General features: G+C 76.3%; 25 protein-coding genes. 8 read left to right on the top strand and 17 right to left on the bottom strand.

The window, feature by feature from the left end; translation table 11 throughout:
- Window positions 1–2: 2 nt before the first annotated feature.
- Entirely contained in the window at window positions 3–446 is a 444-nt protein-coding gene (locus ABD254_RS17185) for a VanZ family protein (protein WP_344249863.1), read from the top strand.
- A 6-nt stretch (window positions 447–452) separates the two neighbouring features.
- Here ABD254_RS17185 and ABD254_RS17180 read toward each other — a convergent pair whose 3' ends face one another.
- Window positions 453–1,271, bottom strand: coding sequence for a hypothetical protein (locus tag ABD254_RS17180; RefSeq protein ID WP_344249862.1), 819 nt, complete (start codon window positions 1,269–1,271; stop codon window positions 453–455).
- Window positions 1,272–1,389: 118 nt separating this feature from the next.
- Between ABD254_RS17180 and ABD254_RS17175 the strand changes: the two genes are divergently transcribed.
- Window positions 1,390–2,109 (top strand): ATP-binding protein, encoded by a 720-nt coding sequence (locus tag ABD254_RS17175; RefSeq protein WP_344249860.1) that lies wholly within the window; start codon window positions 1,390–1,392, stop codon window positions 2,107–2,109.
- A gap of 22 nt (window positions 2,110–2,131) precedes the next feature.
- Here the strand turns inward: ABD254_RS17175 and ABD254_RS17170 are convergent, their stop codons facing one another.
- From ABD254_RS17170 to ABD254_RS17150, 5 genes are all read right to left on the bottom strand, one after another.
- Window positions 2,132–3,487, bottom strand: coding sequence for a sulfatase family protein (locus tag ABD254_RS17170; protein ID WP_344249858.1), 1,356 nt, complete (start codon window positions 3,485–3,487; stop codon window positions 2,132–2,134).
- Window positions 3,484–4,752 (bottom strand): sulfatase-like hydrolase/transferase, encoded by a 1,269-nt coding sequence (locus tag ABD254_RS17165; RefSeq protein WP_344249857.1) that lies wholly within the window; start codon window positions 4,750–4,752, stop codon window positions 3,484–3,486. The genes ABD254_RS17170 and ABD254_RS17165 overlap by 4 nt, the downstream gene beginning before the upstream one ends.
- A 180-nt stretch (window positions 4,753–4,932) precedes the next feature.
- The gene (locus ABD254_RS17160) at window positions 4,933–5,952 is read right to left on the bottom strand and encodes an LLM class flavin-dependent oxidoreductase (protein ID WP_344249856.1); all 1,020 of its coding nucleotides are present in this window, start codon (window positions 5,950–5,952) and stop codon (window positions 4,933–4,935) included.
- Complete coding sequence (locus ABD254_RS17155; protein ID WP_344249855.1) at window positions 5,949–7,475, bottom strand: SpoIIE family protein phosphatase; 1,527 nt, start codon at window positions 7,473–7,475, stop codon at window positions 5,949–5,951. Before ABD254_RS17155 ends, ABD254_RS17160 begins: the two co-directional genes overlap by 4 nt.
- Window positions 7,472–8,275, bottom strand: a complete 804-nt coding sequence (locus tag ABD254_RS17150; RefSeq protein WP_344249854.1) for an alpha/beta fold hydrolase — start codon at window positions 8,273–8,275, stop codon at window positions 7,472–7,474. Before ABD254_RS17150 ends, ABD254_RS17155 begins: the two co-directional genes overlap by 4 nt.
- A 102-nt stretch (window positions 8,276–8,377) precedes the next feature.
- On the opposite strand from ABD254_RS17150, the gene ABD254_RS17145 reads away from it, so the two are divergent.
- Together ABD254_RS17145 and ABD254_RS17140 are read left to right on the top strand one after the other, a co-directional pair.
- Window positions 8,378–8,863, top strand: a complete 486-nt coding sequence (locus tag ABD254_RS17145; protein ID WP_344249853.1) for an alpha/beta fold hydrolase — start codon at window positions 8,378–8,380, stop codon at window positions 8,861–8,863.
- 12 nt (window positions 8,864–8,875) lie between these two features.
- Window positions 8,876–9,187 (top strand): alpha/beta fold hydrolase, encoded by a 312-nt coding sequence (locus ABD254_RS17140; protein ID WP_344249852.1) that lies wholly within the window; start codon window positions 8,876–8,878, stop codon window positions 9,185–9,187.
- A gap of 41 nt (window positions 9,188–9,228) precedes the next feature.
- On the opposite strand, the gene ABD254_RS17135 is transcribed toward ABD254_RS17140, so the two are convergent.
- Entirely contained in the window at window positions 9,229–10,047 is an 819-nt protein-coding gene (locus ABD254_RS17135) for a sulfite exporter TauE/SafE family protein (protein WP_344249851.1), read from the bottom strand.
- A 164-nt stretch (window positions 10,048–10,211) separates the two neighbouring features.
- On the opposite strand from ABD254_RS17135, the gene ABD254_RS17130 reads away from it, so the two are divergent.
- Complete coding sequence (locus tag ABD254_RS17130) at window positions 10,212–11,213, top strand: helix-turn-helix domain-containing protein (protein WP_344249850.1); 1,002 nt, start codon at window positions 10,212–10,214, stop codon at window positions 11,211–11,213.
- 50 nt (window positions 11,214–11,263) lie between these two features.
- A complete protein-coding gene (locus tag ABD254_RS17125) occupies window positions 11,264–11,779 on the top strand; it encodes a GNAT family N-acetyltransferase (protein WP_344249849.1) in 516 nt (171 codons plus the stop codon).
- Between the two features lie 12 nt (window positions 11,780–11,791).
- Here the strand turns inward: ABD254_RS17125 and ABD254_RS17120 are convergent, their stop codons facing one another.
- A complete protein-coding gene (locus ABD254_RS17120) occupies window positions 11,792–12,343 on the bottom strand; it encodes an Lrp/AsnC family transcriptional regulator (RefSeq protein ID WP_344249848.1) in 552 nt (183 codons plus the stop codon).
- A gap of 149 nt (window positions 12,344–12,492) precedes the next feature.
- On the opposite strand from ABD254_RS17120, the gene ald reads away from it, so the two are divergent.
- A complete protein-coding gene (ald, locus tag ABD254_RS17115; RefSeq protein ID WP_344249847.1) occupies window positions 12,493–13,605 on the top strand; it encodes an alanine dehydrogenase in 1,113 nt (370 codons plus the stop codon).
- 115 nt (window positions 13,606–13,720) lie between these two features.
- Here ald and ABD254_RS17110 read toward each other — a convergent pair whose 3' ends face one another.
- The 5 genes from ABD254_RS17110 to ABD254_RS17090 form a co-directional block, all read right to left on the bottom strand.
- Window positions 13,721–14,704 carry a ribonuclease Z gene (locus tag ABD254_RS17110; protein WP_344249846.1) on the bottom strand — a complete coding sequence of 328 codons (984 nt, stop codon included), beginning with the start codon at window positions 14,702–14,704 and terminating at the stop codon, window positions 13,721–13,723.
- Between the two features lie 28 nt (window positions 14,705–14,732).
- On the bottom strand, window positions 14,733–15,053 hold the full coding sequence (locus ABD254_RS17105) for a hypothetical protein (RefSeq protein WP_344249845.1): 321 nt from the start codon (window positions 15,051–15,053) through the stop codon (window positions 14,733–14,735).
- Between the two features lie 64 nt (window positions 15,054–15,117).
- Complete coding sequence (gene galE / locus ABD254_RS17100) at window positions 15,118–16,140, bottom strand: UDP-glucose 4-epimerase GalE (RefSeq protein ID WP_344249844.1); 1,023 nt, start codon at window positions 16,138–16,140, stop codon at window positions 15,118–15,120.
- 40 nt (window positions 16,141–16,180) lie between these two features.
- Entirely contained in the window at window positions 16,181–16,873 is a 693-nt protein-coding gene (locus tag ABD254_RS17095; protein WP_344249842.1) for an FMN reductase, read from the bottom strand.
- Window positions 16,870–18,054, bottom strand: a complete 1,185-nt coding sequence (locus ABD254_RS17090; RefSeq protein ID WP_344249841.1) for an LLM class flavin-dependent oxidoreductase — start codon at window positions 18,052–18,054, stop codon at window positions 16,870–16,872. Before ABD254_RS17090 ends, ABD254_RS17095 begins: the two co-directional genes overlap by 4 nt.
- 378 nt (window positions 18,055–18,432) lie before the next feature.
- Between ABD254_RS17090 and ABD254_RS17085 the strand changes: the two genes are divergently transcribed.
- Window positions 18,433–18,777 (top strand): RNA polymerase-binding protein RbpA, encoded by a 345-nt coding sequence (locus tag ABD254_RS17085; RefSeq protein WP_225566476.1) that lies wholly within the window; start codon window positions 18,433–18,435, stop codon window positions 18,775–18,777.
- Between the two features lie 105 nt (window positions 18,778–18,882).
- On the opposite strand, the gene lnt is transcribed toward ABD254_RS17085, so the two are convergent.
- From lnt to ABD254_RS17065, 4 genes are all read right to left on the bottom strand, one after another.
- Window positions 18,883–20,721 (bottom strand): apolipoprotein N-acyltransferase, encoded by a 1,839-nt coding sequence (gene lnt, locus ABD254_RS17080; protein ID WP_344249839.1) that lies wholly within the window; start codon window positions 20,719–20,721, stop codon window positions 18,883–18,885.
- 43 nt (window positions 20,722–20,764) lie between these two features.
- Window positions 20,765–22,435 carry an amidohydrolase gene (locus tag ABD254_RS17075; protein WP_344249838.1) on the bottom strand — a complete coding sequence of 557 codons (1,671 nt, stop codon included), beginning with the start codon at window positions 22,433–22,435 and terminating at the stop codon, window positions 20,765–20,767.
- Between the two features lie 94 nt (window positions 22,436–22,529).
- Window positions 22,530–25,508 carry a DEAD/DEAH box helicase gene (locus tag ABD254_RS17070; protein WP_344249837.1) on the bottom strand — a complete coding sequence of 993 codons (2,979 nt, stop codon included), beginning with the start codon at window positions 25,506–25,508 and terminating at the stop codon, window positions 22,530–22,532.
- A gap of 45 nt (window positions 25,509–25,553) precedes the next feature.
- A complete protein-coding gene (locus ABD254_RS17065) occupies window positions 25,554–26,606 on the bottom strand; it encodes a diacylglycerol/lipid kinase family protein (RefSeq protein WP_344249836.1) in 1,053 nt (350 codons plus the stop codon).
- Window positions 26,607–26,654 lie beyond the last annotated feature (48 nt).

Genomic DNA, 26,654 nt, shown 5'->3' with positions numbered 1-26,654 from the left:
CCGTGTTCCATCGCCACCCGTTCCTGAGCCTGCTGACCGGCGGCTACCTGCTGTTCGTCGGCTGGCTGACGCTGACGCCGCAGCCGATCGGCCCGGACGAGCAGGACCTGATCGTGCGGGCGCTCGACGCCCTGCACCGCCGCGGCCACCTGGAGTCGCTGGACTACGACCGGCTGGAGTTCGTGGCCAACATCGCGCTGTTCGTGCCCGTGGGGGTGTTCCTGCTGCTGCTCTTCGGCGCGGGCGGCTGGTGGGCGGCCGCGCTGTCCTCGCTCCTGATGACCGTCGGCATCGAGTGGGCGCAGCGGTTCATCCCCGGCCGGGTCTCCGACGAGCGCGACCTGCTCGCCAACGGGCTGGGTGCGCTGATCGGCATCGGGACGGCGTTGGTGCTCACCCTCCCGGCGACCCTGCGTCGCCGCCGGCACCGGCGCGAGGGCCGCTGACCGGCGTCAGAGCGGCACCCGCAGGAGGCGTTCCGTGGCGTACGGGGTGAACCCGCCGCGGACGAGGATGGGCGCGGAGGTCTCCGCCCGACCCTTGACCAGCGCGAGGGTCGCGCCCGCGGCGCTCGCCAGGCGCAGCCGCTCTCCCAGGACGGCGCGGTAGGCGCCGCGGCCGCGAGCGCTCGGCAGCGTGGCCGCACCCCAGAGCCGGGCGACCCGCCCGAGCGGGGGTCGGGGCGCGTCGACGACCGTGGCGCCACCCGTCGCGACCGGGCGGCCGTCGAGGTACGCGACGACGCGCAGCGCCGCTGCGGTGCCGTCGGGCGCGGGGCGTAGACCGTCGAGCTCGGCCCCGAGCCGTGCGGCATCCATGGGCTGCTGGTCCCAGACCGCGACGTCGACGACGTCGGCGTCGCGCAGGTGGTCCAGGGTCGTGACCTGGTGCACGTCGATCCCGGCGGCAGCAGGGTCGGCGGGGGCGGCGGACCCGGTCGGCCGGGCGAGCACGTCGACGGTCTCGACGGTCTCGGCGCCGCGCGAACGCAGCAGGGGCTCCAGGTCGGGATTGTCGGCGCCGCTCACCCACCAGCTCAGGTGGTCGCGACCCCAGCCGCGGGCCGCGTCGGCCGCCTCGTCGAGCAGCCCTGCCGGTTCGCGGTCCGGGCGTGCCGCGAGGACGACCGCTCCCTGCGGCGACCAGTCGGGCCAGTTGACGATCGTGTGGTCCCCGGTGACGACCGACGCGTCGTCGGGGTACCACTGCCAGGCAGCGGAGGCGGCGAGGACGTCGCTCGTGGACCAGGCAGCGGCCGGTTCGGCGGTCATGGCGTCAGCGTAGGGGCGGGTCCGCGTCACCCGGGCCGAGCGCCCGCCCGGAAGATGAGAGATGTCCTCATCCGGTGGTGGCATCCTGTGCTGCCGACCCCCAGGTGAGAGGACGCGGATGACCCGCCGCACGACCATCGACCCGACCACGAGCGCCCCGACCGGCCGGGACGCCGGCGCGCCCGTCCCGGCGTCCGCGGGCCTGCCCGGCCCGGACGGCCGCCGTCGTCCCCGGCTCGTGCTCGTGGGCGGCGTGCCGGGCGCGGGCAAGAGCACGGCACTGGCCCGGGTCGCGACCGCCGTCCCCGCGGTGCGGGTCCTGGACTCGGAGTCGGCCCGCGAGCGCCTGCGCTCGCGCCTCCCCGGAGCGCCGTACCCCCTGCTGCGCCCGGTGGTGCACGCGTGGCACGCCGTACGGGTGCTGGGCGCGGTGCTCCACGTTCGGGGCGCCCCGCGCGGCTCCGACGGACCGCCGGAAGCGAGCGAACCCCCGACGCTGCTGGTGCACGACCCCGCCACCCGGCGGTGGCGCCGGGTCGCGCTCGCCCTGCTGGCGCGGGCGTGCGGGTGGTCGCCGGTGCTCGTGGTCCTGGACGTAGGCCTCGACGACGCCCGGCGGGGTCAGCAGGAGCGGGGGCGCGTGGTGCGCGGGCGGGCGTTCACGAGGCACTGGCGGCGGTACCAGGCGCAGCGGCCGCGACTGGTGAGGGCCTCCGAGGCGGGCGTGGCGTCCGGCGGGTGGGACGGCGTGCACGTGGTCGACCGCCGCTCTGCCCCGACCGTGCTGGCCTCGCTCGTCGGCCGACCGTCGCGACCGGAGGCCGGTGCCAGGCCGTGACGTCGCACGGCCGGGCAACCGGTCAGCTTCCGTACCGGGCGGCGCGGTCGGCCCGGAGCGCGGCGTCGAACGCGCGGATCGTGTCGGCAAGCTCCTCGACGAGCTCCGGCCGGTGCTCGGACAGGTCGTACGACTCCTCCGGGTCGGTGCGCAGGTTGAACAGCTGCGGGGTCTCGGCGGTCGACGAGAACCCGCGGCCCGTGAAGTAGGGGCCGGCCGCGCGGCTCACGTGCAGCTTCCAGTCACCCCGGCGCACGGCGTTGAGCCGCCCGTTGCCCCCCTCGTAGTAGAAGATGTCGCCGCGGTCGACCCGCCGGCCGGTGCGCCACGCGGTGAGCAGGTCGTGCCCGTCGATGACTCGGCCCGGGTCGGGCCGGGCGCCGACGGCCGCGAGGATCGTCGGGAGCAGGTCGACGAGCTGGCCGGGCTCCCGGTAGGTGGCCCCCCGCGGCACGACGCCCGGCCACTCCACGAGGAACGGGACCCGCATGCCGCCCTCGTAGGTCTCGGCCTTGCGGCCGTACAGGTCGCCGGCGCTCCCGACATACCACGGGCCGTTGTCGCTGGTGAAGACGACGCACGTGTCCTCGCGGATCCCGAGCGCGTCGAGCTCGTCCAGCAGCACGCCCACGTAGTGGTCGATCTCCTCCACGGAGTCGCCGTGCGCCCCCGCGGCGGACCGGCCGGCGAACTCGGAGGCGAGCGGCTCGTGCGGCTGGTGGTGAGCCAGGTACACGAAGAACGGCTCGTCGGCGTGCTCGCGCACGAAGGCGACGGCCTGTTCCGACAGCCTCCGGGTGATCGTCGCCTGGTCGACGGGCTCCTCCACGATCTCCCGGTCGTCGTACAGCGGCACCGGGTCCATGTCGTTCGAGTACGGGATGCCGAAGTACCGGTCGAATCCGTGCTCCATCGGGTGGTGCTCCGCCCGCGACGCCGGGTCCCCGAGGTGCCACTTGCCGAAGATCCCGGTCGCATACCCCTCGCGCTTGAGGTACTCCGCGATCGTGGTCTCCTCGGCGGAGATGCCCTCGTCCACGTCCCGCGGGTACGGGAACAGCACCGCCGGCAGGTTCACGCGCGGGCCGTAGCACCCGGTCATGAGCGCGGCCCGCGACGGCGTGCACACGGGCGACCCCGAGTAGAAGTCCGTGAACCGCATGCCGCGGCGCGCCATGCCGTCCAGGACGGGGGTCCGCACGAGCGGCGAGCCGTAGCAGCCGAGGTCGCCGTACCCGAGGTCGTCCACGTACACGACGACGAAGTTCGGCGTCCGCGACCTCGGGGTCGAGGCGCTCGCCGACGGGGCGGCGAGCGTGGTCGCGAGGCCGGCGGCGCCGGCCCCCAGGACGGAGCGTCGGGTCACGGTGGCGGTCATGCGGCCTCTCCTGGGGTGCGGGCGGCCGCCTCCGCGGCCACGTCGGCGCGGACGGCCTCGAGCCGGCCGGTGAGCTGGTCGACGACGTCGGGGTGCAGGGTCGCGACGTTGTAGTTCTCCCGCACGTCGGCCTCGAGGTCGTACAGCTGCGGCATGTACTGGCGCTGGTCCGCCCCGAACGCGACGTGCAGCTTCCACCGTCCGGAGCGGATCGCGTTGAGGTGCGGCCCCGCGAACAGCGGCACGGGTCCGCGGTCCGCGGCCCGCCCGCCCGTGAGCAGCGCCGAGAAGTCCTGGCCGTCGAGGTCCTCGGGTGCGCCCGCGCCCGCGAGCGCCGCGAGCGTCGGCGTCACGTCGAGCAGCGACCGCGGCACGGCGTCGCGCACGCCCCGCCCGCCGTCGAGCCAGGAGGCGACGAACGGCACCCGCACCCCGCCGTCGAACACCTCGGGCTTGCGCCCGCGCCGGCGCTGGGTGCGGCCCTCGTAGGCGGGGCCGTTGTCGCTGGTGACGACCACCAGGGTGCGCTCGTCCCGGCGGCGGAGGCGCCGCAGCCGGCGCACCAGGTCGCCGACCGCGTCGTCGAGCGTCTCGACGACGTCACCGTAGAGGCCGGCGCGGGACCGGCCGCGGTCCGGCTCCTCGGCCGCGAACGGGGCGTGCGGCGCGAGGAGGGACAGCACCGCGAGGTACGGCCGCCGCCCCGCGGCGCCGCGGCCGTCGCCCGCGCCGACCTCCTGGGCGAACGACACCGCGTCGTCGGCGATCCGGCGCGTCGCGGTGGCGGGGTCGAGCTCGCCGACGGCGTCGCGTCCGTCGACCCATTCGACGGGGCTGACGTCGGTCCCGTAGAGGCTGCCCGTGAACCGGCCGAAGCCGTGGTCCAGGGGGTGGCTGCCCTCGGCGCCCCCCAGGCGCCACTGGCCGAAGAGTCCCGTCGCGTACCCGGCGGCGCGCAGGCTGCTCGCGACCGTGACGGCGTCGGCAGGGAGTCCCGCCGTGCTGTCCGGACCCAGGGAGGCGGGCAGGCCGTAGCGCGCGCCGTGCCGGCCGGTGAACAGCCCGGCGCGCGACGGCGTGTCGGTGGCGGCGGCCGCGTACATGGCCTCGGCCCGCAGGCCGGTGCGCGCGAGCGCGTCGACGTGCGGCGTGCGGATCAGCGGGGACCCGTAGCAGCCGAGGTCGCCGATCCCCAGGTCGTCGGCGAGCACCAGCACGACGTTCGGGGCCGCGTGGGCGGGGGCTCGGCGCTCAGTCGTCACCATGGCGGGCTCCCGGTGCGTGGGGCGGGTCGTGGCGGATGGGCATGGGGCGGTCCCCTTCGTCGGCACGGACGGATGCGTCGGCGTTGCCTTGGCACAGTATCCCGACCGGAGTTCTATGAAAAGGCCACAGGGCCGGGGGTCGCCGCCCCCGCGCAGCCGGGTCGGGGCGAGCCGGCCGCGTCAGCGCCAGCCGAGGGCCGGCGCGACGTGCCGCACGACGTTCTCCAGCACGTGCGCGTTGTACTCCACCCCGAGCTGGTTCGGCACCGTGAGCAGCAGGGTGTCCGCGGCGGCGACCGCCTCGTCGCCGGCAAGGTCCGCGACGACGTCGTCCACCTCGCCGGCGTACGTCTTGCCGAACCGGGCGCGCCCGCCCTCGAGCATCCCGACCTGGTCGGTGCTGGCGGCCTCGGCCCCGAAGTAGGCCCGGTCGCGGTCGTCGGTGATCGGGAAGATGCTGCGCGACACGGACACGCGCGGCTCCCGCCCGTGCCCGGCCGCCGACCAGGCGTCGCGGAAGCGCCGGAGCTGCTCGGCCTGCAGCACGTGGAACGGGACCCCGGTGTCCTCGGTGAGCAGCGTGGAGCTCATGAGGTTCATGCCCTGGGCCGCCGTCCACTCGGCGGTGGCGCGCGTGCCGGCGCCCCACCAGACGCGCTCGCGCAGGCCGGACGAGTGCGGCTCCACGCGCAGCAGGCCGGGCGGGTTCGGGAACATCGGCCGCGGGTTGGGCTCGGCGAAGCCCTCGCCGCCGAGCAGATCGAGGAACCGCGCGGTGTGCCGGCGCGCCATGTCGGCGTCCGACTCGCCGTCGGCGGGGACGTGCCCGAAGTGCCGAAAGCCGTCGACCACCTGCTCCGGGGACCCGCGGGAGATGCCGAGCTGCAGGCGTCCGCCGGCGATGAGGTCGGCCGCGCCGGCGTCCTCGGCCATGTACGCGGGGTTCTCGTAGCGCATGTCGACGACGGCCGTGCCGATCTCGATCCGGCTCGTGCGGGCGCCGACGGCGGCCAGCAGCGGGAACGGGGACGCGAGCTGCCGGGCGAAGTGGTGCACGCGGAAGTAGGCGCCGTCCGCGCCGAGCTCCTCGGCCGCGACGGCGAGGTCGATCGACTGCGTCAGCGCATCCGCGGCCGACCGGGTGGCCGACTGCGGGTGCGGCGTCCAGTGGCCGAACGACAGGAATCCGATGCGCTTCACGTCACGTCTCTACCGCACCCCCGTCGCCCCCGCCCGCCGGGGCGGGGTCCGGCGCCGCCCCGGGGGGGCCGGCCGTACCAGGTGAGCTGCAGCACGCAGGCGTCGTCGCGGGCGTTGCCGAGCGTCTCGACGACGAGCGCCGGCAGGTCGGGGTCACCGGCGTGCGCGGCAGCCACGGCGAGAAGGCGGTCGAGCCCGTCGTGCAGCGGGCGGTCGCGCCGCTCGGCCACACCGTCGGTGTAGAGCAGGACGGCGTCGCCCCGGTCGAGCCGGACCGCGCCCGCGGCGCGGCCGGCGTGGGGCCCTGGCACCCCGAGCGGTACCGAGCGCCCGTCCCACAGGTAGCGGGCCGTCCCGTCGGCGCGCACCAGGAGGGGCGGCGGGTGCCCCGCGCACGCGTACCGCAGGAGGCCGTCCCTCGTGTCGAGCTCGGCGTGCACGAGGGTCGCGCCGAACCCGGCGTGGTGCCGGCCGACGAACCGGTCGACGAGCCGCAGCACGGCGCCCGGGCCGAGGCCGGGCGCGGCCAGCGCGCGGGTCGCCGTGCGCAGCTGGCCCATCGTCGTGGCCGCGGGAAGGCCGTGCCCGACCACGTCGCCGACGCAGAGCGCGACCGTGGTGGGGTCGACCATGAACGCGTCGTACCAGTCGCCGCCGACCTCGAGCCCGCGGGTGGCGGGTCGGTACTCGGCGGCGACGGCCAGGTCGTCGCGGCGCGGCAGGTCCTGGGTGAGCATCGCGTGCTGCAGCTCGCGCGCCACCGACACGCTCTGCTCGTGCAGCCGGGCCCGGTCCAGCGCGAGGGCCCCGTGCCGGGCGATCGTCGCCAGGGCGTCCGGGTCGACGGGCGCGTCGCCGGGGCGCCCGTGCGGGACGACGACCAGCGTGCCGTGCCCGGCGGGGCCGGCTCCGACCGGGACGTGGAGGCGGCCCTCGGGGGCGGCCTCCGCGGCGGCCGGGCTCAGCTCGGCAGTCGCGACCGACACGTGGCGCGTCACGGACGTCAGCAGCGCGGCGACGACCGAGTCGACGCCCGCGGCCTGCGACAGGGCCGCCGTCGCGTCCTGGACCCAGCGCAGCCGCTGAGCGGACCGTTCGGCCGACGCCCGGGCGGCGACGAGCTCGCGCTCGAACCGGTCGCGGTGGTGCGCCGACAGCAGGACGGCGTCGATGCCGTCGTTCGCGTCGTCGTGCCCGTCGCCCTCCCCGCCGGTGCGCCGCGCGGACAGCAGGACCGGCAGCGGGCCGCTGCGGGAGCGCAGCTGGGCCGCCACGTCGTCGACCTGGCCCCGCAGCACGAGCATCGGCGCCACGTGCGTGTCCCAGTAGATGCGGCCTCCGGCGGTGAGCAGGTCGCTGAGCCGGCGCCCGAGGACCTCCCGCGGATCGAGCGGGTCGTGCCCGGGCCCGCCGCACCACGCGAGGAACGTGTCGTTCGCGTCGAGCACGTACCCGTCGAGGTCGAGGCGCAGCAGCGCGGCCGGGGCGGAGCCCCACCACAGGGCGCGCCCCGTCGCGGTCATGGCCGCAGGTAGTCGCGCATCGCGCCGACGAGGGCGTCGGGCGCGCTGAGGTTGGGGCAGTGCCCGACGGCGTCGATGAGGGCCAGCCGGGAGCCGGGCAGGTGCTCGTGCACGTACCGGCCCACCTCGACGGGAGCGATCGCGTCGTGCCGGCACTGCACGACGAGGCTCGGCGTGCGCACCGCGGCGAGGTCCGCGCGGTTGTCGGACAGGAACGTGGTGCGGGCGAACCGGCGCGCCGGCTCGGGATCGGTGCGGCAGAAGGCGGCCGTGAGCTCGGCGCCGAGCTCGGGCCGGTCCGGGTTGCCGACGATGACCGGGGCGAGGAGCTCCGACCAGCCCAGGTAGTTGCTGTCCATCGTGGCGAGCAGCCCGTCGATCTCCTCGGCCGAGAACCCGCCGCGGTACCCGTCGTCGTCGTCGTCGATGTAGCGCGGGCTCGGGCCCACCAGGACGAGCCGGTCGAACAGGTCCGGGCGCCGGGTCGCGGCGAGCATCCCGATCATCGCGCTCACGGAGTGGCCGACGAACACGGCGGGCCCGAGCCCGAGGTCGTCGAGCAGGTCGGTCACGTCGAGGGCGTACCCCTCCAGGCTCGCGTGCCGGCCCGCGTCGTACGCCGACGGGTGGGCGCGTCCCGAGCCCGCATGGTCGAACAGCACCACCCGGTGGTCGTCCTCGAACGCCGGCGCGACGAAGCGCCACATCGACTGGTCGCACCCGAACCCGTGGGCGAACACCATGGGGGCGCCGTCCGGGACCCCGGAGAGGCGCGTGTGGTGGCGTTCGCGGGGACTCATCGGGGCCAGGCGTAGAGGCCGGACCCGCCGAACGGTGGCGTCCGCGCGGGTGAGTGCACCCGACGGCGCTCGACCGGCGCGCGCTCCCCCTAGCCTGGGCCCATGACCCTCGCGCACGACCTCGACGGCGCCACCGGCGCCCCCGCCGTCCTCCTCCTGCACGCCGGGGTGGCCGACCGCCGCATGTGGGACGCCGTCGCGCCCCCGCTCGCGCACGCGTTCCGCGTGATCCGGCCCGACCTGCGCGGGTTCGGCGCCTCGCCGCTGCCCGGGCCCGGGTCGGCGGAGGCGTACACGAACGCCGACGACCTCGCCGCGTTGCTGGACGACGTCGGGGTGCCGGACGCCGTGGTCGTGGGCTGCTCGTACGGCGGTCGCGTCGCGCTCGAGCTCGCCGCCCGGCACCCGGCACGGGTGCGCGAGCTGGTGCTGCTGTGCCCGGCGGCCCCGGGCGTGCCGGACACGGCGGCGTCCGAGGCGTTCGACGCCGATGAGGCTCGGTTGCTCGACGCCGGCGACGTCGAGGGGGCGGTGCGGCTGAACGTGGCCACCTGGCTCGGGCCGGACGCCGACGAGGACGCGGCGTAGGCGCTCGCGGGCATGCAGCGCCGGGCCTTCGAGGTGCAGCTCGCGGCCGACGCCGCCGCGAGCGCCGCGGGCGCGCCCGAGCCCGGCCCGGGCCCCGTCGACGTCGACCTGACGGCGATCCGGGTGCCGACGCACGTTGTGTCCGGCGCGCACGACATGGACCTCATGCGGGCGAGCGCGGCGCACGTCGCCGCGCAGGTGCCGGGGGCCGAGCTCACGGAGCTGGCGTGGGCGGGCCACCTGCCGGCGCTCGAGCGGCCGGGCGCCGTGGTCGCGCTGCTGCTGGACGTGCTGCGCGGCGACCCGACCGTGCACGCCCCCTGAGGCGCACCCGCGAGCGGCACGCGAGGGCCGCGCGGCCGGGGTCACGCGGTCAACCACTGGTCGTGCACGATCTTGACGACGAGCGCCACGACGACGATCAGCAGCACCGCGCGCACGAACCCGGCGCCGCGGGCGAGCGCCGTCCGGGCGCCCACGACGCCGCCCGCGACGTTCGCGACCGCCATCACCGCCCCGAGGAGCCACAGCACGTGCCCGAGCGTGCCGAACAGCGCGAGGGCACCCAGGTCGCTGCCGAGGCTGACGACCTTCGCCATCGCGGACCCGCGCAGGAAGTCGGTGCCGAGGGCGGTCACGAACAGGGCCACCAGGAGCACCCCGGTACCGGAGCCGACGACGCCGCTGTAGAAGCCGACGGCGGACGCGCCCCCGCCCAGGATCAGGGCCGAGCGCCAGGGCCGCGCCGGGACGACGCCACCCGGGCGGCCGGGGGCCGCGCAGGCGGCTCGCGGTGCCCGCGGCTTCGGCCCGGCGAATACCGCCCACCCGCCGACGGCGAGCAGGGTGGCGGCGACGACGAGGACGACGGCGTCGCGGGGCAGCCGGGACGCCGTGGCGGCACCGAGCAGCGCCGTCGGCACGCCGAGCGCGGCGGCCGCGAGCGCCCGGCGCCGGTCCAGCCCGACGCGGGACACGTACGTGACGGCGGCGCCGGACGTGCCGGAGATCGCAACCAGCTTGTTGGTGCCGAGGACGGTCGCGACCGGCGCGGTGGGCAGCACGAGCATGAGGGCCGGCACCTGGACGAGCCCGCCACCGCCGACGACGGCGTCGAGCCAGCCGGCGGCGAACGCGACGGCCACCAGCAGGCAGACGTCGGCGGCATCGACCTGCAGTCCCATCGGCGCTCCTTCCCGGGGTGCCCGGCGAGGCCCGGACGACGGTGGGGAGGGCGGGGCGCGCCGTCGGCGCACGGATCGGGGGGAGATTCGACGACGGCGCAAACAGGTGTGGGCGGCGTCGGCGGCGGATAGCGTGGGTCGGCGGAGACGGGGGTGGCGGCGGCATGCTCAGGATCGACCTCACGGCGGAGGACATGACCCGGCTGCGGGTGCCGGGGCGCCCCGACCCGTTGTGGGACACGGTGCTGAGCCTGCACCTCCTGCAGAACCGCCAGAGCGCCCTGGCGTTCGACCCGTGGCGCCGGCAGGTGCGTCGCCGGATCGCGGCCGCCGGCCTGACCTCGACGGTGACGGCGTTGGCACGGCTGGCGCCCTGGGCGTCCTACTTCCCCGACTTCCTCACCCCCTCGCCGGCGGACGTGCCGGACCTGGACGCGGGCGTCGACCGGGTCCTGAGCACGCCGAGACGCCGGATGACGCGGGAGCTGGCGCGCACGTACCCCGCGGGCGGTCCGGCGTGGGTGCGTCGGGTCGCCCGCGGCGAGGCCGCGGCGATGCGGTGGCTCGGGTCGGCGTTGCGCCGGTACCACGCGGTCGCCGTCGGGCCGTACCTGCCGTGGACGGGGGCCGCGGTGGCCGCCGACCAGGGGGCGCGCGACGCCGCCCTGCGTCGTGGCGGGGTGCACGCCATGCTGGGCAGCTTCGACCCGTTGCTGCGTCGCGACGGCGCGTCCTGGGTGGGGAGCTACCCGGTGACCCGGACCGTGCCGCTGCGCGGCCGGCCGCTGACCGTCGTGCCGTCGTTCTTCTGCGTGCTGGAGCCGGTGGTGCTCGCGGACGACGACCTGGACCCGGTGCTGGTGCACCCCGTCGACCCGGCCCCGGGCTGGCTGGCACGCGGCGGCCCGGGCGACGACGGCCGCGGGGAGCGGCTGCCGGTGGCGCAGCTCATCGGACCCACCCGGGCGCGGGCGCTGGCGCTGCTCGACCGGTGCCGCACCACGAGCGAGCTCGCGGCGGCTCTGGACCTGACGCCCGCCACGGCCAGCCGGCACGCCACCGTGCTGCGGGAGGCCGGGCTGGTGGTCTCCCGGCGCGAGGGGAACCGGGTGCTGCACTCGCGGACCCGGCTCGGCAGCGCCCTCCTCGCGGGGCAGCTGCCCTGATCGAGCCGGGCGGACACACCGGTGAAACACGAGCGGGCGAGGATGCCGTCGTGATCATCGCCCCGGAGACCCCGACCGGCGCCGACGTGCGGGCGCTGCTGGACGAGCACCTGGCCGACATGTTCGCGACGTCCCCTCCGGAGTCCGTGCACGCCCTCGACCACACGGCGCTGCTGGCGCCGTCGGTCACGTTCCTGGCGGCGCGGGACGACGCCGGGGTCCTGCTGGGGTGCGGGGCGCTCGCGGAGCTGGCGCCGGGCGCGCCGGACGGCGCCGGCGCCGCCGGGCACGGCGAGCTGAAGTCCATGCGCACGGCGCGTGCGGCACGGGGACGCGGCGTCGCGAGCGCGGTGCTGGCGAGGCTGCTCGAGCTCGCCGCCGGGCGGGGCTACGCCCGGGTGAGCCTCGAGACGGGGACCCAGGAGTTCTTCGCCCCCGCGCGCCGTCTGTACGCCCGGCACGGCTTCGTGGAGTGCGGCCCCTTCGGCTCGTACGCCCTGGACCCGCACAGCGTGTTCATGACGCTCCCGCTGCCGGCGGGGGCCCTGCTCGACCGGGCGGGATGACCGCCGGGTGGGTCAGTACCAGCCGGCGCGGGCGTGCTGGAAGATCAGGTTGGTCTCGGTGAGCGCCACGTCGGGGTCGGTCGACAGGTGCTCGATGACGAACTCGTTGAGGGCGTCGCTGTCGGGCGCGGCCACGTGGACGAGGAAGTCGTGCGCCCCGCCGAGCAGGAAGACGTGCAGCACGCCCGGCAGGTCGGCGAGCCGCTGGAGGTAGGCGCTCAGGCGGGTGCGGGCCGCGCCGCGCATCTGCACGGCGATCATCGCCTGCAGCGGCCGACCGGCCCGGGCCGGGTCCACGTCGGCGTGGAACCCGCGGATCACGCCCTCCTCCTTCAGCCGGCGCACCCGGGCCAGGCAGGTGGACGGCGCCACGCCCGCCCTCGACGCCAGCGCGTTGTTCGGGATGCGGGCGTCCTCCGCGAGCGCCGCCAGCAACCGGTGGTCGACGGCGTCGAGCCGCACGGGGGCCTCGGGGCCGCGATCGAGCCCCCACGAGGCGTCCGGGCGAACATCCTTCGGCCGACCACCCCGCAGGGCGGCCGCCGGCGACGATCCTGGCGTCATGTCGGCAATCTACCGAAGGATCCGCGAACTCGTGGCGCAGGACCGAACGACTGCACCACACTGGGGGTGAGCGGGGTCACATGCCCCGGTCGTGTCCCCCTGACGGCGTGCGGTCACGAGCCGCGGCCGCGATCACTGAAGGCAGAACCATGCGCATCGGCGTCCCGAAGGAAGTCAAGAACCACGAGTACCGGGTGGCGATCACCCCGGCCGGCGTGCACGAGCTCGCGGCCCACGGGCACGACGTGCTGGTGCAGGCGGGCGCAGGTGCGGGCTCCGCCGTGACGGACGACGAGTACCGCGCCGCGGGGGCCGAGATCCTGGGCGGCGCGGACGAGGTGTGGGACGCGGCCGAGACCGTGCTGAAGGTCAAGGAGCCCGTCGCCGAGGAGTACGAGCGGCTGCGCCCGGGCCAGGTGCTGTTCACCTACCTGCACCTCGCGGCCGACAAGGCGCTCACCGAGGAGCTGCTCGCCCGCGACGTCACGGCGATCGCGTACGAGACGGTCCAGACCGACGACGGCCGGCTGCCGCTGCTCGCGCCGATGTCCGAGGTCGCGGGCCGGCTCGCGCCGCAGGTCGGCGCCGCGACCCTGCTCAAGGGCGCGGGCGGGCGCGGCGTCCTGCTGGGCGGCGTCCCGGGGGTGACGGCCGGCCACGTCGTGATCGTCGGCGCGGGCGTGTCCGGGATGAACGCCGCCCGCATCGCCGTCGGGCTCGGGGCGCGCGTCACCGTGCTGGACACCAGCGCCGACGCCCTGCGCGCGGCGGACCGCGAGCTCGGCGGCCGGGTGCAGACCCTCGCGTCCAACCGGCTCACGCTGACCGAGGCCGTGCTCGACGCCGACCTCGTGGTCGGGGCGGTCCTGGTGCCGGGGGCGAAGGCGCCGGTCCTCGTGCCGAACGACCTCGTGGCCCGCATGAAGCCGGGCGCCGTGCTCGTCGACATCGCGATCGACCAGGGCGGCTGCTTCGAGGACTCGCGCCCCACGACGCACGCCGACCCGACGTTCGCCGTCCACGACACCGTCTTCTACTGCGTCGCGAACATGCCCGGTGCGGTGCCCCGCACGTCCACGTACGCGCTGACCAACGTCACCCTGCCGTACGCCGTGGCGCTCGCGGACGGCGGCTGGCGCGAGGCGCTGCGCCGCGACCCGGCGCTGGCGCGCGGGCTGAACACGCACGCCGGCCGGGTCACCAACCCCGGCGTCGCCCAGGCGCACAGCCTGGAGGCCGTCGACGTCGCCGACGTCCTGTAGGACCCTCGGCGGTCGAGCCTGTCGAGACCATGGTTTCGACAGGCTCAGCCCCGCGCCGGTCGAGCCTGTCGAGACCATGGTTTCGACCCTTCGACAGGCTCAGGACGGCGCAGGCTCAACCGGCGGGGCGGCGGCGCGGGGGCAGCGGGACCCGGTCGAGGTCGTCGGCCACCGTGAGCGCGCCGCCGAACACCTCCCGCGCCTCCCGCTCGAACGCGTCCGGCAGGTCGTCGGGCACCCGGTAGCGCTGCGAGAAGTGCGTGAGCACCAGGTGGCGCACGCCGGCACCGGCGGCGAGCAGCGCCGCCTGCCGGCACGTCAGGTGCCCCCACCGCTCGGCGAGGTCCGCGTCGCGGTGCAGGAACGTCGACTCCGCGACGAGCAGGTCCACGCCGTCGGCGAGCGCGGCCGCGGCGTCGCACAGGCGCGTGTCCATGACGAACGCGACGGACTGCCCCGGGCGGGCGACGCTCACGTCCGCCCGGCGCACGACGCGCCCGTCGCCGAGGGTGAGCGAGCCGTCGCGGACCAGCCGGCCCACGTCGGGCCCGGGCGGCACCCCGGCGGCAGCGAGCGCCCGCGGGTCGAGCGAGACGCCGTCCGGCTCGTCCAGCCGGTACCCGACGGCGTCCACGCGGTGCTCGAGGGGTCGGGCCGTGAGCGTGGGGGCGGCGGGCACGTCGCCCCGCTCCCCCGGCACCCGCGGCACGACGACGGCGCCGCCGCGCCCGGGGTCGGCGAGGGGCTGCAGCGCCACCCGCTCGTGGTGGTCGTAGGCGCTGGCATCCAGCAGGTGCCGCACCCACGGCTCTCCGGAGGCGGGGAACGAGATCGGCACGGTGTGGCGCACCTGGTCGCCCGACAGCCGCTGCGCCACGCCGGCCAGGCCCAGCGAGTGGTCGCCGTGCAGGTGGGTGATCGCGATCCGGGTGAGGTCGGTCGCCGAGACGCCGGCGAGCGTCATCTGCCGCTGCGTGCCCTCGCCCGGGTCGAACAGGATCGCCGTCTCGTCGAAGAACAGCACGTACCCGTTGTGGTTGCGCCGCCGGGTGGGCAGCATGCTCGCGGTGCCGAGGACGACGAGCTCGCGGCGGGACACGTGCGGCCCGGGTCCGAGGGGCGCTGGCTCAGGACGTCAGCGCGCGGCCGACGGCGCGCACCAGCCCCGTGGTGTCCAGCGCGCCGCGCCGGTACCGGGCGGCCGACGCGGCGAGGGCGTCGGCGAGCCCCGGCCGGGCGCCGCGCACGTCGACGCGCCACACCTCGCGGTCGAAGACGGCGGTGCGGCGCACCGGCCCGCGGCGCAGCCGGCCGGCCAGGCGCGGAGGCGTCGGCAGCGACGCCCCGGACGACACGGGAGCCGGCCGGCGGGCGGCCAGCACGGACGGGCGGTATCGCGCCCCTGGGTCCCACCGCAGGTCAGGGCGGGCGTCGCCGTCGTCGGACATGCGCTCATCGTGCCGCCGCGCGCGCCCCGTCGCAAGAGGTCCGGGTGCGGTCACCCGGCGCCGGTCAGGCGTCCGGGAAGCCGTGCGGGTTCGCGGACTGCCAGCGCCAGGTGTCCGCGCACATGTCGTCGATGGTGCGCGTCGCGTGCCAGCCCAGCTCGGTGTTCGCGCGCGTCGGGTCCGCCCAGAACGCGGGCAGGTCCCCGGCGCGGCGCGGGCCGACCTCGTACGGCAGCTCCCGGCCGACGGCGCGCTCGAAGGCGCGCAGCAGCTCCAGGACCGACGTCCCCGTCCCGGTGCCGAGGTTGAACGCCCGCGCCGGCTCGGCCATGTCGTCCAGGTGCTCGAGCGCGGCGACGTGCCCGGCGGCGAGGTCCTCGACGTGCAGGTAGTCCCGCTCGCAGGTGCCATCGGCGGTCGGGTAGTCGTCGCCGAACACGGTCAGCCGCTCGCGGCGCCCGACGGCCACTTGCGCGATGAAGGGCATGAGGTTGTTCGGGACGCCCTGCGGGTCCTCCCCGATCCGCCCGGACGGGTGCGCCCCGACGGGGTTGAAGTAGCGCAGCAGCGCCACCTTCCAGCCCTCGCTGATGTGTGCGACGTCGGACAGCACGCGCTCCACCATGACCTTGGTCTGCCCGTACGGGGACGACGACGACAGGTTCTCGTAGTCCTCCCGGTACGGCACCGGCGCCTTCTCGCCGTACACCGTGGCGGAGGAGGAGAACACGAACCGGGTGACCCCGTGCCGGTTCATGGCGTCGACCAGGGAGAACGTGGACTCGAGGTTGTTGCGGTAGTACGCCAGCGGCCTGGTGACCGACTCCCCGACGGCCTTGAAGCCGGCGAAGTGGATCACGGCGTCGATCTGCTCGTGCGCGAACAGGCGCTCGGTCTTGTCGGCGTCGGTCAGGTCGAACGAGTGCACCGGCACGTGGGCCCCGGACAGCGACTCCAGCCGCCCGATCACGGTGGGCTTGCTGTTGGAGAAGTCGTCCACCACGACGACGTCGTGACCGGCGGCGACCAGGGCGAGGACGGTGTGCGAGCCGATGTAGCCGGCCCCACCGGAGACGAGAACGCGCATGCGCCCAGCCTATGGGGTCGCGTCGCCCGCCCCGGCGCGGTCAGCTCCCGCCCAGCAGCTCCGTGAAGCTCGGCGTCGCGGCGAACGGGTCGGCGGGCCCGTCGTTCTCGCGGACGGCGACCCGGCGGGCGAGCTCGCGACCGGCCCGGGCGATCCGTCGCGGCAGTCCCCCGCCGTCGCGCTGCCCCGAGCCTGCGCCGGGCTGAGCCTGCCGAAGGGTCGAAGGGTCGGCGCTCGCGGCCCAGTCGTCGGTGGCGGCGTACACGCTGGTCGGCACGACGTCGGCGCGCAGGTACGTGAACAGCGGCCGCATCGTGTACTCGAGCGCCAGCGAGTGCCGCGCGGTGCCGCCGGTCGCGCCGAGCAGCACGGGCGTCCCGGTGAGCGCGTCGGGGTCGACGACGTCCCAGAACGACTTGAACAGCCCGGAGTAGCCGGTGGTGAACACCGGGGTCACCGCGATCAGGCCGTCCGCGCCGGTCACGCTCTCCAGGGCGCGCGGCAGGTCGCCGGACGGGAACCGGGTGAGCATCGCGTCGACGACCGCGTGGGCGAGGTCGCGCAGCTCGATCGTCTCCACGCGCACGGTGTGCCCGGCGTCCTCCAGCTCCCGGACGGTGGCGTCCGCGAGCCGGTCCGCGAGCAGCCGGGTCGACGACGGCTGCGAGAGCCCGGCCGAGACGACGGCGAGGGTGCGGCCCGGGGAGCCCCCGGGGGTGGTCGGGACGGTCATGCGCGTGCCTCCTGCGATGCGGCGGGGCGGGTGCCCTCGGCAACGGTACCGGTGTACGGGTCGGCGGTGTCACCGACGTGCGTCGCCACGACCTCGCCCGCCGCGCGGGCGGTCGCGACGCGCTGGGCGTGGCTCGGCGGGTTCAGCGGGACGTCGTCGGCGGGTCGCTTCGCCTCGACGATCTTGCGCAGCTCCGGCACGACCTCGCCCGCGAGCAGGTCGATCTGCTCCAGCACGGTCTTCAGCGGCAGGCCCGCGTGGTCGACCAGGAACAGCTGGCGCTGGTAGTAGCCGACCTCGTCGACGAACGACGCGTACCGGTCGATCACCTGCTGCGGCGAGCCCACCGTCAGCGGGGTCTGCTGCGTGAAGTCCTCCATCGACGGCCCGTGCCCGTAGACGGGGGCGTTGTCGAAGTAGGGCCGGAACTCGTCCCACGCGTCCTGCGAGCGCTTGCGCATGAACGCCTGCCCGCCGAGCCCGACGATCGCCTGGTCGGCGCGCCCGTGGCCGTAGTGCTCGAAGCGCTGGCGGTAGTACCGCACCATCTGCCGGGTGTGGTGCACGGGCCAGAAGATGTTGTTGTGCAGGAACCCGTCGCCGTAGTACGCGGCCTGCTCGGCGATCTCCGGGCTGCGGATGGAGCCGTGCCACACGAACGGCGGCACGCCGTCCAGGGGCCGCGGCGTGGAGGTGAAGCCCTGCAGCGGGGTGCGGAACTTGCCCTCCCAGTCGACGACGTCCTCGGTCCACAGGCGCCGCAGCAGGGCGTAGTTCTCGACCGCGAGCGGGATGCCGTTGCGGATGTCCTGCCCGAACCACGGGTAGACGGGACCGGTGTTGCCGCGGCCCATCATGAGGTCCATGCGGCCGCCGGAGATCACCTGCAGCATCGCGTACTCCTCGGCCAGGCGGACCGGGTCGTTGGTCGTGATGAGGGTGGTCGCGGTGGACAGCGTGATCTGCTTCGTCACGCCCGCCAGGTAGCCGAGCATCGTCGTCGGGCTGGAGGCGACGAACGGGGGGTTGTGGTGCTCCCCGGTGGCGAACACGTCCAGGCCGGCCTCGTCGGCGTGCCGGGCGATCGTGAGCATGTCGCGCACGCGCTCGGTGTCGTCGGGGGTACGACCCGTGGTCGGGTCGGTCGTGACGTCACTGACGGAGAAGATTCCGAACTGCACGGGGTTGCTCCCTGCTCGTCGTCCTGCGTCCTCGTCACGACGGCGTCCGTTCCCGGCTCGGCGCGACGGTCCATGCGTTTGCATGTACACGCGGCCTAACCCGGTCCCGGGCGGCGTTGTTCCCGTCGGCCCGCCCAGGCGGCGTGACGTCCCGCACAAACCGGGCGCTCAGGGGGGTCCCGAGTTGCGCGCGGCGCTCCGACTGGCCAGCCTGAGGTGGCACCGCTGCGTCCAACCGGCACCCGCGCCCTGCCCGGGCACCGCCGCTGGACCACCGGGACCTCGCTTCACGGGACCTTCACGAGCCGGCGGAACAAACCGTCGCCCGGCTCGCGTTGGACCCTCAGGCCCCATTCCCACCGACCTCAGGAGGACGACATGCCCGACCGGTCCCTGCGCGGCATGAGCATCGGCAGCAAGAGCATGGAGTCCGACGAGGGCGTCGACTTCGCCCCGCGGTTCCAGGCGCACTACGACTGCCCCAACGGCCACACCATCATCCTCCCGTTCTCCACCGAGGCTGAGGTGCCGCCGGTGTGGGAGTGCCGGTGCGGCGAGGAGGCGCTGCTGCGCGACGCCGAGAAGCCGGAGCCCAAGGCCACGAAGCCGCAGCGCACCCACTGGGACATGCTGCTCGAGCGCCGCACCGTCTCCGAGCTGGAGGAGCTCCTGGACGAGCGCCTCGAGCTCCTGCGCGCCGGCAAGCTGCGCCGCAGCGCCTGATCCGTTCCGGCCGTCGTCGCACGACGGCCGACCGCCGAAGGGCGGGCACCCCCGGGGGTGCCCGCCCTTCGCGCGTCCCGTACCTCGTGGGCCGTGCGGCCCCCGTCAGCCCTGCGCGCTCGCGCGACGGCGCTCGCGCACGGTCGCGCCCAGCCCGCCGAGCACCAGGACCACGGCGAGGGCCCCCACGACCCACCCCGGCCAGTAGCCCGCCCGGACGGCGGGCGTCAGCTCGGTGCGCAGCGGCAGGTCGGCCACGAAGTGGTCGGCGGTGAACAGCTGCGTGCGCGCCACGAGCGTCCCGTCCGGGGCGACGACGCCGCTGACCCCGACCGTGGAGACCTGCACGGCGGCGCGGCCGGTGGTGATCGCCTGCAGGCGCGTCATCGCGAGCTGCTGGGTCGACTCCGCCGTGTACCCGAACGACGCGTTGTTCGTGGGCACCACCAGCACCTGCGCGCCCCGCTGCACGGCGTCCCGCACGATCTCGTCGTAGGCCACCTCGAAGCAGATGACCGTCGCCATCGGCACGGTGGTCGGCCCGGCCGCACGCCCGATGTCGGCGCCGTCGACCGGCAGGTCGACCACGGCGGGCTCGGTGCCGGGGATCATGTCGGTCGTGACGCGGTCCACCTGCGCGCTGAAGAGGCGCACGAAGCCGCGGATCGGGATGTACTCGCCGAACGGGGCCGGGTGCTGCTTGGCGTACCGCTGGGTGACGCCCTGGCCCGGCTCCCACAGCAGCGCGACGTTGTACCGGCCGCCGGTGTCGGGCCACTCCTGCGCGCCGACGAGGATCGGCGCACCGACCGCGGTCGCGGCCTCGTCGATCGCGGCGGCGACGTCCGGCGTGGTCTGCGGGTCCAGGTCCGAGCCGTTCTCCGGCCACAGCACGACGTCGACGGCCTCCTCGCCGTCGTCGCCGGGCGGGTAGGTGCCCGCCGCCTGCTCGTCGGCGATGGCGAACGTGCCGGCCAGGTGGTTGTTCAGCACCTCCGCGCGGTTCGCGAACGAGCCCTCGCCCGGCTCGGACACGTTGCCCTGCACGGCGCCGGCCCGCAGCACGCCCGCCTGCGCGGTGGCGGTCCCGGCGTCGACGAGGGTGCCGGCGTTCTGGTCGTCGGCGCCGGGCTCGCCCGCGTCGGCGACCTCGCGCGTGCCGGGGTCGCTCGCCAGCGGCAGCAGGCCCGGGCTCGCGGCGAGGACGCCCGCGGCGGCCACGAGGGCGACGGCGTTCGCCCACCCGCGGCGCCGGCGCCGCAGCAGGTGACCCACCGCGAGGGCGAGCAGGACGCCTGCGACGGCGACGAGGAACGAGACGAGCGTCGTGCCGCCGAGCCACGCGGCCCGGCCGGTCGGTGCGCCGGCCACCGCCCAGGCGAGCCGGCCCCACGGGAAGCCGCCGAAGGGGATCTCCGAGCGCCACTGCTCGACCGCGATGAACACGACGGCGAACGTCGCCGAGAGCGCGGCGGCCCGCGCCGCGGCGTGGCGGCGGACCCACCCCCACCGCTGCACCCACCGGCGCGCCCACGTCCACAGCGCGCCGAACCCGGCGAGGAACGCGGCCTCGAGCACGGCCAGCGCGACCCAGGGGACGGTGTCTGTCGCGAAGTTGGCCCACCAGATGTGCGGCAGCCAGAACACGACGCCGGCCACCAGCCCGACGAGCGCGTTCCAGCCGGCGGCGCGGCGCCCGTCCCGGCGCAGCGCGGCGAACAGCAGGCCGACGCCGACGAACGCGAGCGGCCACGCGCCGACGTCCGGGAACGACGCCCACAGCGCGACGCCCGCGGCGACGGCGAGCAGCAGCGTCGCGGGCCGGCTCGTCCACCCGTCGGCGACCGTGCCGCCGGGCGCGGGGGCCGCGGCGGCGGCCGGCCGCGGGACCGACGCCCCGGACCCCGGGGTGTCCTCGGCGGGGGACGACGTCACGTGCAGCACTCCCGCAGGGTACGTGACCGGCGCGACGGCACGGGGCGGGCGGTCAGTCGAACGTGTCGTGCAGGACGACGCCGGCGCGCACCGTCTGCAGGCACTCGGGCTCGGGCGCGCCCTCGGACAGGTCGGGCAGCAGCGGCTGGCCCGCGCGGGCCTCCGGGTTCCATTGCGAGAGCCGTCCCTCGGCCGACTGGACGGCGAGCTGGTCGGCCCGCCACACGGCCAGGTGGGCGGGCGCGCCCACGCGCAGCTCGCCCGCGCCGGTGTGGTCGAGGCCGGCGAGCCGCCACCCGCCGCGGGTGTGCGCCCGGAACGCAGCCCGGGCCGAGATCCGTTGCGTGGCGTCCTCGTGCGCGAGGGTGGCGCGCACGCCCTGCCACGGGTCGAGGGGCGTCACGGGGGTGTCCGAGCCGAACGCGAGCGGCACGCCGGCGCTCGCCAGGTCCGCGAAGGGCGACAGGTTCGACGCCCGCGCCACCCCCAGCCGGGCGGCGTACATCCCGCCGCTGCCGCCGAAGGCGGAGTCGAACGCGGGCTGCACCGACAGCGCCACGCCGTACAGCAGCAGGGCCGCGAGGGTGGACGCGTCGACGAACAGTGCGTGCTCCAGCCGGTGGTGCGCGGCGCGCAGGACCGCGGGGCCGTGCTCGGCGCCCGCGAGCTCCAGCCCGCGCACGACCTCGTCCATCGCACGGTCCCCGATGACGTGGAACCCGCCCTGCGTGCCCGCGACCGCGCACGCCGCCACGTGCGCGGCGATCTCCTCGGCGCCCAGGTACAGCCGGCCGGTGGCGTCGTCGCCGCCCGGGCCGGGCAGCAGGTCGGCGTAGGGCTGGCGCAGGGCGGCGGTGCGCGACCCGATCGACCCGTCGACGCTGAGGTCGCCGGCGATCCCGGTGAGGAACGGCAGCTCGGCGAGCAGCTGCCGGGCGTCGTCGGCCGTGTCGCACAGCTCGCCGCGGTAGGCGACCACGTGCGGCAGCCCGCCCGCGGGGTCCGCCGTGAGCGCCATCAGCTCGCGCAGCCCGTCCCGGGTGTCCACGTGCGGCGCGCTCATCTCGTGCACGCTGACGACGCCGCGGCGCGCGGCGCGGGTGAGCGCCGCGGTGTAGGCGCGGGTCCGGCGCGCCGGCGGGACGTCCTGCACGACGGCGCGCGCCGCGTGGTGCGCGTCGCCGACCACGACCCCCGAGCCGGACGGGTCCCAGCCCGGGAGGCGGTCGAGCCCGGCGGCCTGCGCGAGCGCGGTCGAGACCACCGCCGAGTGGCCGTCCACCCGCGGCGCGTACACCGGCCGCCCGCCGCCCGCGGCGTCGAGCTCCGCGCGGTTCGGGCCCCGCCGCTCCGGCCACCCCTGGTCGTCCCACCCGAAGGCAAGCAGCACCTCGCCGCCGCCCGGGTCCGACGCGGCCAGCGCCCGGGCCCCCGCCGCGAGGACGTCCAGCGCGGCGGCGAGGGTCGTGACGCCGCCGCCGGCCGACAGGTCGACCGACTCGGCCGCGAGGCCGGTCTCGAGCACGTGCACGTGCGCGTCGACGAAGCCCGGCGTCACCAGGGCGCCGTCGAGGTCGATCACGCGGTCGGCGCGGGCGGCGAGCCCGGCGGCGGTGTCCTCGGCGCCGAGCCACGTCACGACGCCGTCGTCGACGAGGACGGCCTCGGCGAACGGGTCGGCGGGCGAGTGGACGACTCCGTTGCGGTACAGGGTGGACGTCACGGCCTGCACTCTATGGCACCGCGACGCCCCGGCCTTCACCGGTTCCTCACACCCGGCCGGCCGGGAACGGCGGTCCCTGGCTGCCCCGGGCCGCTCAGACGCTCGAGTAGGCGACCACGCCGCGCAGGACGGCGTGCTGCGCCTTGCGCGCCGTGGCCCGCAGCGCCGGGCGCGGCGCCGCCGACGCGATCTGGTCCAGCACGTCGACGACCTGCTTGCACCACCGCACGAAGTCGCCCGCCGCGACGTCGGTGCCGCGCAGCACCGCGTCCAGCCCCCGGCCCGACGCCCAGCGGTGCACGGGCGCGACGAGCCCCAGGTCCAGCGGCCCGGTCGCCTCCAGCCGGTGGGCGGCCTCCAGGTCCGTCACCTCCGACCACACCCGCGTCGTGTTGTCCAGCGCCTGCGCGAGGCGGCCGTGCGGCCCGCCGGGCACGAACGGCTCCGTGGCCTCCTCGCGCCGTCCGGAGTACACGACGGTGGACACCGCGGCGGCCAGGGCCGCCGGGTCGAGCCCGTCCCAGGTGCCGCGCTTGAGGCACTCCGCGAGCAGCAGGTCGTCCTCGGCGTACAGGCGGCGCAGCCAGCGCCCGTCGTCGGTCACGCGCATCCCGCCCTCCTCCGGCCTCTCGAGGTAGCCGAGGCGCAGCAGCACGTCGCACGTGTGGTCGAACGTGCGCGCGATGGTGCCGGTGCGGCCCTCGACCCGGCGCACGAGCGCCTCGTGCTCGCGCCGCAGCCGGTCCCACCGCTCCGCCCAGCGCGCGTGGTCGTCGCGCTCGGGGCACCCGTGGCACGGGTGGGCGCGCAGCGCGGCGCGCAGCCGCTGCAGCTCCCGGTCCGACGCCGCGTCCGACCGGCGTCCGGGACGCACCGCCGCACCGCCGCCGCGCGGGTGGCGGCCCGTGCCCGCGCGCTGTCCTGACCCGGCGCCGCCCTGAGCCTGTCGAAGGGTCGAAGGGGCGTCCCCGAACGCGCCCAGCGCGTTGCGCAGGCTGGAGGCGAGGTCGCGACGCTGGTCGGGCCGGCGCGGGTTGAACGACTTGGGGATGCGCACCGTCGTCACGACCTGCACCCCGCCCGGAGCGTCCGCGAGGGTGAGCTTCTTGACCTGCTTCTCCTGGGTGAGCACCGTGGGGCGGGGGCCGTCGAACCCGCGCTCGTCGTGGCCGGGGTCGAGGATCACCACGTACCCGCGCCGCCGGCCGGAGGGCACCTCGACGACGTCGCCGCGGCGCAGCGCCTCGAACGACGCCACCGCCTCGGCGCGGCGCGCGCCGGTCGACTCCCGCGACAGCTCCTTCTCCCGGTCGGAGATGGCCCGCCGCAGCCCCATGTACTCGGCGAAGTCGCCGCGGTCGCACGCCATCGCGCCCGCGTAGCCCTCCATCGCCTCGGCGTGCGACTGCGCCTGCTTCGCCAGACCCACCACGCCGCGGTCGGCCTGGAACTGCGCGAAGCTCGTCTCCAGCACCTCCCGGGCCCGGTCGCGCCCCACCTGCGCGACCAGGTTGACCGCCATGTTGTACGTGGGGCGGAAGCTCGAGCGCAGCGGGTACAGGCGCTTGGACGCGAGGCCGGCGAGGGCCACCGGGTCGAGCCCGGTGTGGTCGACGACGACGGCGTGACCCTCGACGTCGATGCCACGCCGCCCCGCACGGCCCGTGAGCTGCGTGTACTCCCCCGGCGTCACCGGCTGGTGGGCGGTGCCGTCCCACTTGACCAGCTTCTCCAGCACGACCGAGCGCGCGGGCATGTTGATGCCGAGCGCGAGCGTCTCCGTGGCGAAGACGGCCTTGACCAGCCCCCGGGAGAACAGGTCCTCGACCGTCTCCTTGAACACCGGCAGGAGGCCGGCGTGGTGGGCGGCGACGCCGCGCGCCAGCGCCTCGGCCCACGACCAGTACCCGAGCACCTCGAGGTCCTCGGGCGCGATCGCGGCCGTGCGCTCCTCCACGATGCGCCGGATCGTGGCCTCCTCCGCCGCGTCCGTGAGCCGCAGCCCCGCCTGCAGGCACTGCTGGACCGCCCCGTCGCAGCCGGCGCGGGAGAAGATGAAGTAGATCGCCGGCAGCAGCGCGTCGGCGTCGAGCGCGTCGACGACCGCGAACCGGGGCGGCGTGCGCCGGGTCGGCACGAGCCCGCCGCCCCGCTGGTCGCCGGGTCGGCGCCCGCCCCGGCCCCGGTAGCCGCGATCCCCGCGGCCGCGGTGCCCGTGCCGGTCGTGCCCTCCCCTGGCCCCGTCCGACGCCCCGCCGGCGCGCGCCGAGACCCGGAACATCGCCTGCAGGTCCGGGTTGATCGGCGGGTTGGTGCCCGGGTCGGTCGGGTCGACGTGCCCCGCGTACAGGTCCATGAGCCGCGGCACACCCCGCGGCTCGGGCGCCGACACGATGACGTGCTGCCACAGCGGCACGGGGCGGCGCTCGCTGACCACCACGGCGGTGTCGCCGCGGACCGTGGCGAGCCAGTCGCCGAACTCCTCCGCGTTCGACACGGTGGCCGACAGGGACACGAGCTGCACGTGGTCCGGCAGGTGGATGATGACCTCCTCCCACACCGGCCCGCGGAACCGGTCCGCGAGGTAGTGCACCTCGTCCATGACGACGTACGCCAGGCCGTCGAGCGCGCTCGAGCCCGCGTACAGCATGTTGCGCAGCACCTCGGTGGTCATCACGACCACGGGCGCGCCGGGGTTGATCGACGTGTCGCCGGTCAGGAGGCCGACGTTCTCCAGGCCGTGCCGCGCCGCGAGGTCGGTGTACTTCTGGTTGCTCAGCGCCTTGATGGGCGTGGTGTAGAACGCCTTGCCGCCGCCGACCAGCGCGAGGTGGACGGCGAACTCCCCCACGACGGTCTTGCCGGCGCCCGTCGGCGCCGCGACGAGGACGCCGCGGCCCGACTCGAGGGCGACGCACGCGTCCACCTGGAACGGGTCGAGCTCGAAGCCGACCACGCGCCGGAACCGGCCCAGCTCGCCGGTCGCGTCGGCGCGGTCGCGGGCGCTGCGGGCACGTGCGGCGGCGTACCGCTCGGCGGGGCTGCCGTGGTCACCACGGGCGTCGGCGGTCATGGCGCCAGCCTACGGCTCGCCTCCCACGCCCCCGGCGCACCGCGGTCACGCGGCCGGCGGCGGGACGAGGACGCGCAGCGCGCCGGCGCGCGCCTCGACCCGCAGCGGGAGCGGCCCGAGGCGCTCCCCGTCGCCGTAGGCGGCCGGCAGGGCCCGCTCGCCCGACGCCCAGGCGTCCGGGCCGGGCTCGACGGTCACCGCCCGAGCCCGCACGACGTGCACCTTGCGCGCCCGCAGGTGCGCGCCGGCGAACATCGACGGGAAGACCGCGGCCGCGCCCGGGCGGCTCAGGTCGGTGGCGACCACCACGTCGAGGTACCCGTCGTCGACCCGCGCGTGCGGGGCGACGCGGATGCCGCCCCCGATGCGCGGGCCGTTCGCGGCGGTGACCAGCGCCGCACGGCCCGTCCACGTGGCCGTGCCGGCCGGACCGGGCCGCAGGTGCAGGCCGTGCGGCGGCCCCTCGGCGGGCGCCACGCCGTCGAACGTCAGCCGGTAGGACCACGGCCGGTAGCCCAGAAGCTCGCGGACGGCGGCGAGGGTGTACCGCGCGCTGCCCCGCGGCCGCAGCATCGCGTTGGCGCGGGCGTTCACGGCGGCGTCCAGGCCGGCGGACACGGCGCCCGCCACCCACCGCACCCGCCCGGCGGCGCCGGGCGGGGCCGGCGTCAGGCCGGGGCCGGACACGTGCGCCGCGTCGACGGGGCGCACCCCGTGGCGGCCGGCGTCGAGCGCGGCGCGCAGCGCCTGGCAGCCGGCCCCGGGGTCGCCGACGGGCAGCCCGAGCGTGCAGGCGAAGTCGTTGCCGGTGCCGACGGCGACGACGCCCAGCGGCACGGTCGTGCCGGCGACCGCCTGCGCCCCGAGGTGCACCATCCCGTCGCCGCCGACGACGACCAGCGCGCCGAGCTCCCCGCGGTCCACGGCGTCGCGGGCACGACCGAGCGCCAGCTCGGCGGAGCCTGCCGACAGGTCGCACACGCCGTGACCCGCGGCGCGCAGCGTGTCGACGACCACGACTCCGGCGCGCACGGCGCGGCCCTTGCCCGCGGTGGGATTGACGACCACCCCGAGCGGGCACGCCGCCGGGGGCGGCACGCCCGTCACCGCGGACCCGTCACTTCACGCCGGTCCCGACGTCGGAGC

The sequence above is a fragment of the Isoptericola hypogeus genome (assembly GCF_039531145.1).
In the GTDB taxonomy this organism is placed as follows: domain Bacteria; phylum Actinomycetota; class Actinomycetes; order Actinomycetales; family Cellulomonadaceae; genus Isoptericola; species Isoptericola hypogeus.
The sequence above is the reverse complement of the archived record's forward strand: the minus strand, read 5'-3'. Positions and strand labels throughout refer to the sequence as shown.